The organism is Thermithiobacillus plumbiphilus (assembly GCF_038070005.1).
Classification (GTDB): Bacteria; Pseudomonadota; Gammaproteobacteria; order Acidithiobacillales; family Thermithiobacillaceae; genus JBBPCO01.
Genome location: NZ_JBBPCO010000002.1, coordinates 320,271 through 334,258, shown reverse-complemented (window position 1 = coordinate 334,258; position 13,988 = coordinate 320,271). Strand labels below are relative to the sequence as shown.

13 protein-coding genes are annotated in these 13,988 nt (G+C 62.8%); 9 read left to right on the top strand and 4 right to left on the bottom strand.

Annotated elements, in window-relative coordinates; all coding sequences use genetic code 11:
• Window positions 1–3: 3 nt before the first annotated feature.
• From WOB96_RS03690 to WOB96_RS03670, 5 genes are read left to right on the top strand one after another with little or no spacing between them, the layout of a single operon-like run.
• Window positions 4–303 (top strand): YciI family protein, encoded by a 300-nt coding sequence (locus WOB96_RS03690; protein ID WP_341369924.1) that lies wholly within the window; start codon window positions 4–6, stop codon window positions 301–303.
• Window positions 300–596, top strand: a complete 297-nt coding sequence (locus tag WOB96_RS03685) for a BolA family protein (RefSeq protein ID WP_341369923.1) — start codon at window positions 300–302, stop codon at window positions 594–596. The genes WOB96_RS03690 and WOB96_RS03685 overlap by 4 nt, the downstream gene beginning before the upstream one ends.
• Window positions 593–1,753, top strand: coding sequence for an acetylornithine deacetylase (argE, locus tag WOB96_RS03680; protein WP_341369922.1), 1,161 nt, complete (start codon window positions 593–595; stop codon window positions 1,751–1,753). The genes WOB96_RS03685 and argE overlap by 4 nt, the downstream gene beginning before the upstream one ends.
• Window positions 1,750–3,069, top strand: a complete 1,320-nt coding sequence (argA, locus tag WOB96_RS03675) for an amino-acid N-acetyltransferase (RefSeq protein ID WP_341369921.1) — start codon at window positions 1,750–1,752, stop codon at window positions 3,067–3,069. Before argE ends, argA begins: the two co-directional genes overlap by 4 nt.
• A gap of 45 nt (window positions 3,070–3,114) precedes the next feature.
• Entirely contained in the window at window positions 3,115–4,380 is a 1,266-nt protein-coding gene (locus WOB96_RS03670) for an MgtC/SapB family protein (protein ID WP_341369920.1), read from the top strand.
• Window positions 4,381–4,389: 9 nt separating this feature from the next.
• On the opposite strand, the gene WOB96_RS03665 is transcribed toward WOB96_RS03670, so the two are convergent.
• Together WOB96_RS03665 and ilvD are read right to left on the bottom strand one after the other, a co-directional pair.
• Window positions 4,390–5,304, bottom strand: coding sequence for a LabA-like NYN domain-containing protein (locus WOB96_RS03665; RefSeq protein WP_341369919.1), 915 nt, complete (start codon window positions 5,302–5,304; stop codon window positions 4,390–4,392).
• Window positions 5,304–6,980, bottom strand: coding sequence for a dihydroxy-acid dehydratase (gene ilvD, locus WOB96_RS03660; RefSeq protein ID WP_341369918.1), 1,677 nt, complete (start codon window positions 6,978–6,980; stop codon window positions 5,304–5,306). The genes WOB96_RS03665 and ilvD overlap by 1 nt, the downstream gene beginning before the upstream one ends.
• A gap of 175 nt (window positions 6,981–7,155) precedes the next feature.
• On the opposite strand from ilvD, the gene fdxA reads away from it, so the two are divergent.
• Window positions 7,156–7,479 (top strand): ferredoxin FdxA, encoded by a 324-nt coding sequence (gene fdxA, locus WOB96_RS03655; protein WP_341369917.1) that lies wholly within the window; start codon window positions 7,156–7,158, stop codon window positions 7,477–7,479.
• A gap of 42 nt (window positions 7,480–7,521) precedes the next feature.
• Complete coding sequence (locus tag WOB96_RS03650; RefSeq protein ID WP_341369916.1) at window positions 7,522–9,234, top strand: ABC transporter ATP-binding protein; 1,713 nt, start codon at window positions 7,522–7,524, stop codon at window positions 9,232–9,234.
• 15 nt (window positions 9,235–9,249) lie between these two features.
• Here the strand turns inward: WOB96_RS03650 and WOB96_RS03645 are convergent, their stop codons facing one another.
• Together WOB96_RS03645 and WOB96_RS03640 are read right to left on the bottom strand one after the other, a co-directional pair.
• On the bottom strand, window positions 9,250–9,993 hold the full coding sequence (locus tag WOB96_RS03645) for a DsbC family protein (protein ID WP_341369915.1): 744 nt from the start codon (window positions 9,991–9,993) through the stop codon (window positions 9,250–9,252).
• 12 nt (window positions 9,994–10,005) lie between these two features.
• Window positions 10,006–10,689, bottom strand: a complete 684-nt coding sequence (locus WOB96_RS03640) for an energy-coupling factor ABC transporter permease (RefSeq protein WP_341369914.1) — start codon at window positions 10,687–10,689, stop codon at window positions 10,006–10,008.
• 245 nt (window positions 10,690–10,934) lie between these two features.
• On the opposite strand from WOB96_RS03640, the gene WOB96_RS03635 reads away from it, so the two are divergent.
• Both WOB96_RS03635 and WOB96_RS03630 read left to right on the top strand, forming a co-directional pair.
• Window positions 10,935–12,560 carry a methyl-accepting chemotaxis protein gene (locus tag WOB96_RS03635; protein ID WP_341369913.1) on the top strand — a complete coding sequence of 542 codons (1,626 nt, stop codon included), beginning with the start codon at window positions 10,935–10,937 and terminating at the stop codon, window positions 12,558–12,560.
• 39 nt (window positions 12,561–12,599) lie between these two features.
• On the top strand, window positions 12,600–13,964 hold the full coding sequence (locus WOB96_RS03630) for a methyl-accepting chemotaxis protein (RefSeq protein ID WP_341369912.1): 1,365 nt from the start codon (window positions 12,600–12,602) through the stop codon (window positions 13,962–13,964).
• Window positions 13,965–13,988 lie beyond the last annotated feature (24 nt).

Here is a 13,988-nt window from a genome sequence, read left to right as displayed (position 1 = left end):
GCCATGCTCTACGCCATCATAGCCAAGGATAACGACAACTCGCTCGCACTGCGTCAAATGAGCCGTCCCGATCACCTGGCGCGTCTGCATCAGCTCAACGATGCGGGCCGCCTGGTACTGGCCGGTCCGATGCCGGCCATCGACAGCGAGGACCCGGGCACGGCAGGCTTTCGCGGCAGCCTGATCGTGGCGGAATTCGACAGTCTGATCGCCGCCCAGGACTGGGCCGCGGCGGACCCCTATCTCGCCAGCGGCGTCTATGCCGAGGTCAGCGTGCAGCCTTTCAAGCGGGTGCTGCCATGAGTACCGAGCAGTCTACGCCGGAGCGCATCGAGGCCCTGCTGCGTGAGGCCCTGCAACCGCTAGAGCTGCAGCTCAGCGACGACAGCCACAAGCACGCCCGCCACGCGGGCGCGCGCGAGCGCGGTGGCGGCCACTACGATCTGCGCGTCGTCTCGGATCGCTTCGAAGGCCTGAATCCTGTTGCCCGGCAACGGCTGATCTACCAGATCCTGGGCCCCCTGCAGTCCGAGATCCACGCCTTGTCCATGCGCACCCTGACGCCCGCCGAGGCCGCCGCGGAGCGCCCGGCTTGAACAGCACGCCCGGCCTGCGGGAGATGCTGAGCGCCCTGGTGGCAGCGCCTTCCGTCAGCAGCGCGGACCCGGCCCTGGACCAGAGCAACGCCGGCGTCATCGATCTGCTGGCCGGCTGGCTGGCGGAATTCGGCTTTGCGCTGGAGCGCATCGAGAGCAGTCCCGGAAAATTCAACCTGATCGCCACACTCGGCAGTGGTCCCGGCGGGCTGGTACTGGCCGGGCACACCGATACCGTGCCCTTCAATGCCGAACGCTGGCAACAGGATCCCCTGCGTCTGCGCGATGCGGATAATTGCTGGTATGGCATGGGCACCGCCGACATGAAGGGCTTCTTTCCGCTGGTGATCGAGGCCTTGCGCAATCTGCGCGCAAAAGACCTGAAAGCGCCGCTGATCGTGCTGGCCACCGCCGACGAGGAAACCAGCATGCAGGGGGCCCGCACCCTGCAGGCCCTGGGGCGCCCCAGGGCGCGGCACGCCGTCATTGGCGAGCCGACCAGCCTGCGCCCGGTGCGCATGCACAAGGGCATCCTCATGGAATCCCTGCGCCTCATCGGCCAGAGCGGCCACTCCAGCAACCCCGCACTGGGGCGCAATGCCCTGGATGGCATGTACCAGCTCATGGGTGCTCTCATGCACTGGCGCGAGGATCTGGCGCGGCGTCATCAAAATCCGCTGTTCGAAGTCACCTACCCCACGCTCAATCTCGGGCACATCCATGGCGGCGACAATCCCAACCGCATCTGCGGCGACTGCGAGCTGCACATTGATCTGCGCCCCCTGCCCGGCATGGAGATTGCCGAACTGCGTGAGGAACTCTATGCGGTCGCTCGCCAGAGCATGAGCGATACCGGCCTGCAACTGGAGTGCCGGTCACTTTTTCCCGGCAACCCGGCTTACGAAACGCCCGATACGGCGCCGCTGGTCAAAGCAGCCGAAAGCCTCACCGGACATGCCGCCGAGGCGGTCGCCTTCGGCACCGAGGCGCCCTTTCTGCAGGCGCTGGGCATGGACACCATCGTGCTGGGCCCGGGCGACATCAGTTGCGCCCATCAGCCCGAGGAACACCTGCGCCTGGACCGGATCAAGCCCACGGTGTCGATACTGCAGGACCTGATCCGGCGCTTTTGCATCGACCTGGAGCCCGCCCCATGATCAAGGACCTGCAGCAATACATCGGCTGGTTTCGGGAGTCGTCCCCCTATATCCATCGCTTTCGCAACCAGACCTTCGTGATCGCCTTTGGTGGCGAGGTGGTCAGCGACGACCACATGCACCGGCTGGCCCAGGACATCGCGCTGCTCAACAGCCTCGGGATCAACATCGTGCTGGTCCATGGCGCCGGGCCGCAGATTGATGAACTGCTGGCCCGGTTCAGGCTGACGACCGAGCGATCACAGGGTCGGCGCATCACCGATGCCGCCGCCCTGCCGGTGGTCAGAATGGCGATTGGGGCGGTTCGCCTTGAAATCGAGGCGGCGCTCTCGCAAGGCTTGGCCAACTCCCCCATGGAGGGTGCCAAGGTCCGGATCTGCAGCGGCAACTTCGTGCTGGCGCGCCCGCTCGGAGTGCTCGATGGCGTGGATTTTCAGCATACCGGACAGGTACGGCGCATCGATGCCAGCGCCATCCGCCAGCATCTGGCGCTCGATGAGATCGTGCTGCTCTCACCCTTGGGCTTTTCGACCACTGGCGAGATCTTCAACATCGGTGTCGAGGATATCGCGCGTGAAGCGGCCGTTGCCCTGAATGCCGCCAAGCTGATCTTCCTGACCGATGAGCCAGGGCTGCCCGACAGTAATGGCAACCTGCAGCGCCAGTTGATCGCCTCGGATGTTCCGGCCTATCTCGACTCGCAGCCCGAGTTGCCGGAAAGCCTCAGAAATCATGTGCAAACCGCCCTGCGCGCCTGTAATCAGGGCGTGAGTCGCGTTCACATCGTCAGTCGCCACATGGACGGCGCGTTGTTGCTGGAGCTTTTCAGCCGCGACGGCTGCGGCACCCTGATATCCAGTGATCCTTTCGAGAACATCCGGCCCGCTGGCATCCAGGATGTCGGCGGCATTCTGGATCTGATCGAGCCCCTGGAAGCCGCTGGCGTGCTGGTCAAGCGCAGCCGGGAAATGCTTGAGATGGAAATCGGCAACTTCATCGTGGTGGAGCGCGACCAGCAGGTGATCGCCTGCGCCGCGCTCGTCGCCTATCCGCAGGAGGGCCTCGGCGAGCTGTCCTGCCTGGCGGTGCATGAGGACTACCGCCGCCAGGGACGTGCCGAATCGCTGCTACAATACATGGTGAGGAAGGCCAGAAGCGAGGGGCTCAAGGGACTGTTCGTGCTGACGACCCAGACGGCGCACTGGTTCCTGGAGCGGGGTTTCGTGCCGGCGGAAATCGATACCCTGCCCATGCCACGCCAGCAACTCTACAATTTTCAGCGGCGCAGCAAGGTGTTCATCAAGCCACTGGCCTAAGCCTTGCGGCAGGAGGCATCCGCATGAACGACATCCGGAGTCCGCGTGCCTGATCTGGCCCTGTTCGATTTCCTGCCGGCCTGGGTCTTTCCCTTCCTGGTGGCGCTCGCCATCGGGCTCTTGATCGGCCTGGAACGTGAAGCCAGCCCGCATCCCGCGAACGAGCGCCCCATCGGAGTGCGCACCTTTCCGCTCATCACCGTTCTCGGCTTCGTCAGCGCCCACTGGTTTCCGTTGCCGGTTTTCCTGACGACGCTGGTGCTTTTCGGCCTCCTGTTGCTGGGCAGCTATCTGCTCGCCAATTTTGGCAGGCCTTCCCTGGGTCTGACCACCGAGTACTCCGCCTTGGCTGCCTTCCTGCTGGGTGGGCTCACGGCCTCCGGCCATCTGCTGGCCGCCATGATCATCGCCGTCATCGTCACGCTGCTGTTGGCCAGCAAGGAGCCTCTGCACGGCTTCATCGCCCGCAACATTGGCCGGGCGGAGCTGGTCGCCATCATCCGCTTCGCCTTGGTCTCCTTGGTGGTTTTCCCCTTGTTGCCGGACCAGAACTACACTGCCCTGCAGTTCAACCCACGCAAGATCTGGCTGATGGTGGTGCTGGTCTCCGGGCTGTCCTTCCTGGGCTATTTCGGCGCCAAGCTCCTCGACACGCGCAAGGGCGTACTGATCAGCGCCATCTTCGGCGGCCTGGTCAGCTCCACCGCGGTGACCATGAGCTTTGCCCGGCTCAGCAAGAGCAATCCGCAGCTCTCGGCCGGCCTGGCCAGCGGCATCATTCTCGCCTCCGCCATGATGTTCCTGCGCCAGGCGGCGGTGGCCTGGGCCATCAATCCGCGCATGGGGCAGCTGCTGGCCCTCTTCGTGCTGCCTGCCGCCCTGCTGGGCGCACTGTTTTTCTGGCGCACCCAGCATCAAGTACAGGAAAGCACGGACGTGCCCCTGCGCAATCCCTTCGAACTCACCCAGGCGCTCAGTTTCGCGGCGATCTACGCGGTCACCCTGGCCGCAGCGCAACTGGCGCTCGACTATTACGGACAGGCGGGCGTCTATGCCCTGGCCCTGGCCTCCGGCATCGCCGACGTGGATGCCATCAACCTGTCCATGGCCGAATTGAGCATGGATGGACGGCTGGTATTGAGCGTGGCGGTGGGCGGCGCCTTGCTGGCGGGGCTCAGCAATACGCTGGTGAAGACGGGATTGGGGGTGGGATTAGGCGACCGGCGGTTGCGGCCCTATCTCCTGTGGGGCATGGGCAGCATGGCTCTGAGCGCCGGCGCGGGCGTGTTCCTGCTGGCGCTCTGGTATTGACGCGGGGCGCTAGACGGTCGCCGGCTTGACCGCGTTCTCCTGGCCACGCTCGGCAGTATCCGTGCCGTTGCGCTCGCCACGGCTGTCGCCTTTGCCGTCATAACGGTGCACCACGGCGCAGCGCCGGGCGACGAAACCGCCTTTCTCCCGCTCGCTCGGCTCCAGATCGAACTCGAAGATGATGTCGCGACTGGGCAGGTCCGACGCATCCAGATTGCTGGGAAGATCGGAATGATGCAGGAAGGCGGTCTGATAGGGTGATTCCGGGTTGCGGCTGTCAGTGATCCACATCTCCGCGGCAATGTCCTTCAGGAAACGCAGAAAGCCGAAGCCGCGGCTGCCATCCCAGCTGGTACAGACGCCGCGCACCCGGGAGCCGAGTTCGCCCCAAGGGATGCGCGCGTCGCGCATGGGCAAGAGCCCGGGAATCAGATAGCCGGAATAAAAAACATCCGCCTCATGCTGCAGGGCGCGGGACACGTTCTTGAAGGCCAGCACCTCGACCCGGCAGCCCTTGTTCTGCAGGGCCTTGACCACCTGCAGGAAGTCCCCGTCGCCGGTCACCAGCAGTACCTGATCCAGCCGGTCGGACTGCAGCATGACATCCACCGCCAGATCGAGATCGGCATTGGCCTTGGAGGTCCAGGTGCCATCCTCGTTGAAATACCAGTGCACGGGCTTGACGATCACCTTCCAGCCGGAATCGCGCACCGCCCGCTGATAACCCTCGATGCGCTCGGCGTACTCGGCATCCACTTTGGTACGCTGCTTGTCCACCGCCAGATAGGTGTTCAGGCGCAGGGGGGAAGCGCCATCCCGCACCGCAAAGCGGCGCAGGACATCGTAACGCAGGGAGAAGCCGCCATTGCACTTGATGTTTTCGGCATCCACATAGACGCCCAGACGATTGCTGCTCTGCGGCATCAGCTTTCCAGCACCGCGCCCTTGGAGGCGTTGGTCACGAGCTTGCGATAGCGGCGCAGCCAGGGCGAGCTCAGCGGCTTTTCCAGCGGCTGCCAGCTCTCGCGCCGGGTGGCGAGTTCGGCATCGGAAAGCTTCACATTGAGGGTGCCGGCATCGATGTCGATCTCGATGATGTCACCATCCCTGAGCAGCCCGATGGGTCCACCCTCGGCGGCTTCGGGCGAGACATGGCCGATGCAGGCGCCGCGCGTGGCACCCGAGAAGCGGCCATCGGTGATCAGCGCCACGCTCTCACCCAGGCCCATGCCCATGATGTTAGCGGTGGGCGCGAGCTGCTCGGGCATGCCCGGACCACCCTTGGGCCCTTCGTAGCGGATCACCACCACTTCCCCGGCCTGTACCTCGCCGGCCAGGATGCGCTCGCTGGCCGATTCCATGCTGTCGTAGATCCGCGCCGGACCGGAGAACTTGCGCATGCTCGCAGCCACGGCACCGGCCTTGATGATGGAGCCCTCGGGCGCGAGATTGCCGAACAGCACGCGCAGGCCGCCGGTGGCGGATACTGGGTTGTCGGCGCGGCGGATGATGGTGTCATCCTTGACCTCGGCCTTCTCGACGATTTCGCGCAGGGTTTCGCCGCTGACCGTGGGCTTGTCGAGATGCATGACGTTGGGATTGCGCTTGTGTACTTCATGCATGATGGCGGCGATGCCACCGGCGCGGCCGACGTCCTCGATGTGCACGGTCGAGAGCGCCGGGCTGATCTTGGCGAGATAGGCCACCTGCTGCGACAGCTCGTTGAGCCGCTCCAGCGGATATTCGATGCCGGCCTCGCGGGCAATGGCCAGCGTGTGCAGCACGGTATTGGTCGAGCCACCCATGGCCATGTCGAGAATGAAGGCGTTGTCGATGGCATCGAAGTCCACCATCTGCTTCATGGTCGGGCCACCCGCCAGGGCCAGGGCCACGATGCGCTGCGCCGCGTGACGCACCAGATCGCGCCGGCGCGGGCTGGTGGCGAGGATGGTGCCGTTCTCGGACAGCGCCACGCCCAGGGCCTCCATCAGGCAGTTCATGGAATTGGCGGTGAACATGCCGGAACAGGAACCGCAGGTCGGGCAGGCCTTGTCCTCGATTTCCTTCAGGCGAATATCGGTGATCTTGCCAAGCTTGTACTGGCCCACCGCCTCGAAGGCGGTCACGAGATCAATGGAAGTCCCGTCGCTGAGCTTGCCGGCCTCCATCGGGCCGCCCGAGACGAACACGGTGGGCAAGTCGCAGCGCACCGCACCCATCAGCATGCCGGGCACGATCTTGTCGCAGTTGGGGATGCAGATCAGGGCATCGAAGTGATGCGCGCGCACCACGGTTTCGAGCGAATCAGCAATGATCTCGCGTGAAGGCAGGGAATAGCGCATGCCTTCATGCCCCATGACGATTCCGTCATCCACGCCAATGGTGTTGAACTCGAAGGGCACGCCGCCGGCCTTGCGGATCTCTTCCTTGACGATGCGCCCGAACTCCTGCAGGTGCACGTGGCCGGGAATGATGTCGATATAGGAGTTGCAGACGCCGATGAAGGGCTTGTCCATATCGGCATCGGTCAGGCCGCAGGCCTTGAGCAGGGAGCGGTGGGGCGTCCGTTCAAAGCCTTTCTTGATCATATCTGAGCGCATGTTTACCCTTCCCTGCGCTTCCACGGTCATCAGGGCCTGTCGCCCCTTGCCGGGAAAAGCGCTACAATGGTGAAATTTCTGGCGCGGGCTCCGGCCCGTGCGCGGGCCCTCATTATAAGCCTTGATCCCAATCCGCGAAAGGCATGCTTTCGCGAGCGCATCTGGAGGATATTGCATGACCTACGTCGTCACCGAAGCCTGTATCAAGTGCAAGTACACTGACTGCGTGGATGTCTGTCCGGTGGACTGTTTCCGCGAGGGGCCCAACTTCCTCGTGATCGATCCGGACGAATGCATCGATTGCACGCTCTGCGAACCCGAGTGTCCGGTCAACGCCATCTACCGCGATGACGATTTGCCGGAAGGTCAGGAAGTCTTCCTGGAGCTGAATGCCGAACTGGCGCAACAGTGGAAGCCCATCATCCAGAAAAAGGATGCGCCCGCCGATGCCGACGAATGGGCAGAGGTCAAGGACAAGCTCGAACTGCTGGAACGCTGATTTGCCGCCCTTCCAGGTCGCCGCCCCTGGCGGCGCCGAAACGTGAAACGCCCATTGGATACCGCCCCACCCAGCAGTTTTCGCCGCCTTGTCGGAAATCTGCGTCCTTACCGTCCGCGCATCCTGCTGGCGATGCTGCTCATGGCCCTGTCGGGCGGTTTCGCCGCAGCCGGCGCCTATCTGATCAAGCCCGTGCTGGATCAGATCTTCATCGCCCGCGATGCGGAAATGCTCTACCTGCTACCGCTGGCCATCGTTGCCATCTATGCCCTCAAGGGCCTGGCGGACTACAGCCAGAACCTGATCATGGCTGGCATCGAGGAACGCATCCTCTGCCAGCTCAAGGAAAGACTCTATGCCCATACCCTGCGGCTGCCGCTGGAGGACCATCTGCGGGCAAAACGCGGCGAGATCCTCTCGCGCATGAGCCTGGACATGACCCTTCTCCAGAATGGGCTCAGCGTGCTGGCAAGCTTCTTTCTCTCGGGCTTCACCATCATCGCCCTGATGGGGGTGGTGCTGTATCAGAACTGGCAGCTGGCCCTGATCAGCTTTCTCACCCTGCCGGTGGCGCTCTATCCATTGATCCGCTTTGGCGAGAACCTGCGCCGGCGCGGCGGCAAGCAGCAACAGAACATGGGTGAATTGCTGGATCATTATGCCCAGAGCCTGGATGGCATCGAGGTCATCAAGGTGCATGGCATGGAAGGGGCCGAGGAGAACCGCTTTGCGAAACATGCGCAGCGCTATTTCGAAACCATGATGCAAATCTGGCGGGTGCAGAAGGCCACCCTCCCCTTTATGGAATTCGTCGGGGCACTCGGTATCGCCCTGATCATCTTTCTCGGCGGGCAGTCGGTCATCCGTGGTGAAATGAGCACCGGCGCATTCTTCAGCTTTCTCGCCGCTCTGGTGATGCTCTACGAACCGCTGCGCCGGCTCTCGGCGGCCAACAATCAGTTACAGCAGGGGCTATCAGCCGCGGACCGGCTGTTTGCCTGGATCGATCAGCCGGTCGAGGAACTTCCGAGGCGTGCCGCCAGCTTGCAGCCGGGCTGCTGGCCCGGCTGGCATTGCCAGGCGCTCTCCGTGCGTTACGAGGGCGCTGAGGACTGGAGCCTCAGAAATCTCGATCTCGATTTTCCGCCGAACCAGACCATCGCCTTTGCCGGACCTTCCGGCAGCGGCAAGACCACGCTCGCCCGGGTACTGCTTGGCTTGCTGAAGCCTGATGCTGGCCGCATCCAGGTAGGTGGGCAGCCTCTGGAGGAGATTCCGCTGGCGCAATACCGCCAGTTCTTTTCCTTTGTCGGCCAGGAACCGACGCTGTTCGGAGGCACCGCCCTGTCAAACATCGCCTTTGGTGATCAGAATCCCGATCTGGAGCGGGCCCGCCAGGCCGCGCGGGATGCCCATGCCTGGGAATTTCTCGAACCGCTGGGTGGCCTGGAGGCAGCCATTGGACCGCGCGGCGGCAGCCTCTCGGGTGGCCAGAAACAGCGTCTGGCCATTGCCCGCGCCCTGTACCGCAACAGTCCGGTGCTGGTGCTCGATGAAGCGACCAGTGCGCTGGATGCCGAAAGCGAGGAAAAGATTGCCCGGACCCTGGCGGCGCTGCATGGGCGCAAGAGCATCTTCATCATCGCCCACCGGCCCCGCACCCTGCTGCTTGCGGATCGCGTGGTCCGGCTCGAAAATGGCCGCGTCATTGCCGAGGAAGCGGGTGAACGTTCAACGCTGCCGGTTCAGCACTGATTCAGGAAGGGGAATTCAGGGGGCTGGCGAGATCTGCAGCCACTGACGGATCTGTCCGTCGCTCACGAAACCTGTCAACAGACTGCCATTGTCCAGCACCATGCTGGGCAGGCCCTGAATATTCAGCTTGCGGGCCAGTACCAGGTAGTCGGTCATCGGTGCCTTGCAGTTCCGGGTAGGCAGCTTCTGCCCGGAAAAGGCCTTCTCCAGCGCCCGCGCCCGATCCGGGGCACACCAGACAGACTCGGCTTCGGCATAGCTGGCCGCCCCCTTGCGACCATCCGGCAGCAATACGTACCGAACCTGCACGTCTCCCTGGGCCAGCACCGATTTCAGTGATTGATGCAGATTGCGGCAGTACTGGCAGTGTATGTTGGTAAAGGCGGTGATCACCCTTCTGGGGCTCGCGGACCCGAACACGATCAGCGAGCCTGGATCGACCTGCCCCAGAAGCTGACGACGCAGATCCGCGCGGCGGGCCTCCGAGAGGTTGGCATCACTCTTGAGATCTATCAGGTCGCCAAGGATCAGATAGCGACCGTTGCCACTGACATAGAGCACCTGACTGCCGAGATTGACCTCGTAATACCCGGTAATGCTGGATGGCTGCGGCGTGCCGATCTGCGCGTCCGGAAAACGCGCCTGCAATACCGAAAGAACCCGCTCGGCCCCCTGGTCGGCGGCCTGGGCGACAGACGCTGCCGATAGCGTCAACAGACCCAGCAAGGAAAGCGGCAGCGTGCTCAGATACCTTCTCATATAAGACTTTTCCTATTTCCCCTTGATATAGTGCGCGTCATCGAAGGTGCGCACGAGCCCTGGCCGGTATACCACCATCATGGTGATCAGCATGCCGGTGGTCAGGGCCTCGCCCCAGGCACCCAGCACCATGGATATCAGCCAGTTGTCCACCAGAAATTGCCAGGCATAGGCCCCGGAGCTCAACAGCACCAGGGTGACGACGGCACTGGTCGCTGCGATGGTCAGGGCGCTGCCGATGAATGCCACCACAAAGATGTAAATGAAGAAGTGGCCCGGAAGATGTTTCTCAACCACCTTCAGGATGCCATAGGCCGTGCCTACCGGGACCAGGGACAGGACCAGCAGGTTTACCCCGAGGCTGGCCCAGCCACCGACGCCCAGCGCGGTCATCAGCAGGACCAGGGTGGCCATGCCCAGCAAGGCCAGTGCCGGGCCGAACATCAGGGTCAGGATCATCGCACCCAGCAGGTGAACGTTCAGACCTGGATAGATGCCGGCCCGGGTGGACCAGACGACGACCAGCGCAATCAGGGCAAAAACAAAAGGCCAGCTCGTGTGATGTACCTGGAGATCATGCCAGTCAGCCTTGCGCAGGGCGGCCAGCAATACCGGCACTACCATGATCCAGCCAAGAATCATCCAGAATGGCGTGATTAATCCGTCCTCGATATGCATCGTCCAGTCCTCATTCATGAACACAGAATCAAGGCCTATCCAGGCAAGATAGGCGGAGTTCGATATTAATCCAGCTTCACGGGAATTTGACCAGGTTTGCCGGGATTGGTTTTTCTGCATGGAAAAACACGGCCACTGGCGCTCACTTACCAGTAAAGCTTTTCGCAGTTGTGCCGTTACCCTCCTTGAACCGGATTTGCCAGCACAGCCTGGCATGAAATGTGCTTATTCCTTCTCACTCAGAAATTTCAGGGATCCGTACCATGTCCAGCTTCAATCGACTTGCCTTCAAGACCCGCTTGATCATTGCTGTCCTGTTCGCCGGCATGGCCATGACCACAGGCGCCGCCATAGCCTTGCTCGCGGTTTCCCTGTTGAATGAGGGCGTTTCAAGCATCCGCCACAACCAGGATCTGACCACGCAGCTTGCCCTGGTCCAGCGGCTCCTGACCTCGACATCAAGCGCCACCGAACAGATGGTCTATGCCAGGAATCCGGCAGTCACCCGGCGGATGGAGGCCCGCATCCAGGAAAATCGTCAAAGCTATGGCGCTGCCCTGAAATCGATGCAGCATCTGGTTGCTAGCCCGGGTGAAAGGCAGATGCTCGCGAACATCATCGAGGCCCGCGATGCCGGCAAGCGAGCCGTCGATCGTACCAGGCAACTGGCGCTGGCCGGTCAGTATGATCTGGCTCAGGCCCTGTTCGAGCGCGAGGTTTTGCCTGGCTCGACCCGCCACATGCGTGCTGTGGAGCAATTCGCTGCGACGGAAGCCAAAAGCGCCGCAGCCGCCAGTACTGACGCCGCCTCTCTGGCGCAGGGCACGAAACAACTGCTCATCATTAGCGGCGCCGGCTCGGTGCTGCTGGTCTTCCTGCTGGGCTGGCTGATGGTCCGCAGCCTGGTGGGCAATCTGCACGAATTGCGCGATGCCTTGCGGAAGGTGGCCAGAGGCGACCTGCGCAGCGAGGTGGTGATCGAGACCCGCGGCGAGATCGGCGAGATCGCCCAGGCGGCCAACGAGATGATCCGTCAGCTTCGCAAGCTGACCGGGGAAATGCAGCAGAATGCCGAAAGACTGCTGGCAAGCGCGCAGATGCAGCGCAACTCGGCGGCCATGCTGGCTCAGGAAATGGACGATCAGGGCGCCCAGACCGCGCAGGTCAGCACCGCCATGGAAGAAATGGCTGCCACTGCCTCCGAGGTTGCCCGGCGTGCCGAGGAAATCGCGCAGGCGGCCCGCCGCACCAGCGATGAATCCAGTGTCGGGGCCGGGGTCATACGCGGGACCCTGGATGGCATGGATCAGGTCGCGGCCGCCATGGCCGACGCCGCTGGCACCGTCAGCAAGCTGGGTAGCTCCTCCGAACGGATCGGCAGCATCATTGCCACCATCAACGAGATTGCCGATCAGACCAATCTTTTGGCGCTCAATGCCGCCATCGAGGCGGCCCGCGCCGGCGAGCAGGGCCGCGGCTTTGCCGTGGTGGCCGACGAGGTGCGCAAGCTCGCCGAACGCACGGCTGGCGCCACCGGCGAGATCGGTACCATGATCCAGGCCATCCAGAACGAAACCCGCGAGGCGGTCGCCGCCATGGAGAGCGGCAGCAGCAAGGTGGAGCACGGTGCCCGCTCTGCCCGGGAAGCGGGCCAGAGTCTGGACCGTATCCGCAGTGCCGCTGACATCGTCACCGATCAGGTATCGGCCGTGGCCACGGCCGCCGAGGAACAAAGCAGCGTGGCCGCGGAAATTTCCAACAACATCGAACGCATCGCCCACGCCAGTGAAAACATCCGTCAGGGCATGCAGCTTGCCCGCCAGAAGAGCGAGGAATTGCAGATCATGGCAGGTGGCGTCCAGGAAATGGTGAAACATTTCAGGAACTGATCAGCTAGCAGCGCACAAGCTCCCCGGGAGGGCATATTGATGGCCAATCACAACTTTCTTCAAAAACTGGCGGGTCTGGAAGACATGGCGGCGATCCTGAACGCCTACCTCGGGGCGGATCTTGCCAGTGTGCACGCCTTGCAGCAGACGCATCCGCAGGCCTGGGCGGCCTTGCGTCCGCAGATCGAGCAACTGGACACCTGGCGTCAGCGCCTGGTGGGCATTGCCGACGAAGGTGTCAAGATTCTGACATCCATCCAGCAGACCAGCACCATCACTCAACAGTTTTCCAGCGGCCTGCAAAGTGATTTTGGCAAGCTGTCCGGCGTCGCCACGGCGGTCGAAGAACTCTCATCGACGGCGCGTGAAATCGCCCGCAATGCCGAGGCAGCGGCCAGCGAGTCCGCCAACAGCCTGGAGCAGACCCGCCATGGCAACGAGGCCCTGGCCAAGCTCGTCGGTGAAATGGACGCGGTGGAATCGGCAGTCCGCATGATGGCGGATACGGTCGGCGAGTTCGTGCACAGCACCCAGATGATCACCGACCTGACATCGAAGATGAAGGACATCGCCGATCAGACCAATCTTTTGGCGCTCAATGCCGCCATCGAGGCGGCCCGCGCCGGCGAACAGGGCCGCGGCTTTGCCGTGGTGGCCGACGAGGTGCGCAAACTGGCGGAAAAATCGGCCCAGGCGGCTGCGGAAATCGATCAGGTCACCAGCCGCATCGGGCAACAATCACGCAGCGTCGAGTCAGCCATCCAGGAAGGACTGGGTCATCTCACGTCGAGCCAGGACTCCCTGGAAAACGTCGCCATGGTGCTTGCCGAAGCAAATGGCGCCGTCACCCAGGCCTCGGATCGCGTCAACCAGATTGCCTCGGCGGCGGACGAACAAAGCAAGGTGGCGACGACCATGGCCCGGTTGCTGGCTGAACTGCACGAAGGTGTCCGGCATCATGAGGAGAGCCTTGAGCTTCTGAATACGCAGTCCCTGTCCCTCTCCGACCTCACCCAGCAGATGATTGACCGTTTCGCGCAGTGGTCCTTCGACGACCTCTTGCTGGTCATTGCCAAGGCCGATCACGTGAAGTGGATCAGCGACATCCTGATACGGGTCAGCAAGGGCGAAGCCGGCGATCCGGCTGACCTGAAAGACCATCATCAGTGCCGCCTGGGCAAGTGGTACCACGGGGTCGGCCAGCAACGCTTTGGCCACCTCAAGGCCTTTCGTGAACTGGAATCCCTGCATCAGCAGATGCATGTCACCGGCATCGAGATCATGAAATCCATGCAGGCCGGGCAAAAGGCCCAGGGCCAGGAAAAGCAGGCCGCGCTGCTCGCCCTCTCGGATCGGGTGCAGAATCAGCTCGATCAGCTCCGTGCCCAGCTTCGCTTCAAATAAGCCCACCTAAGGGGTGGAAAACCG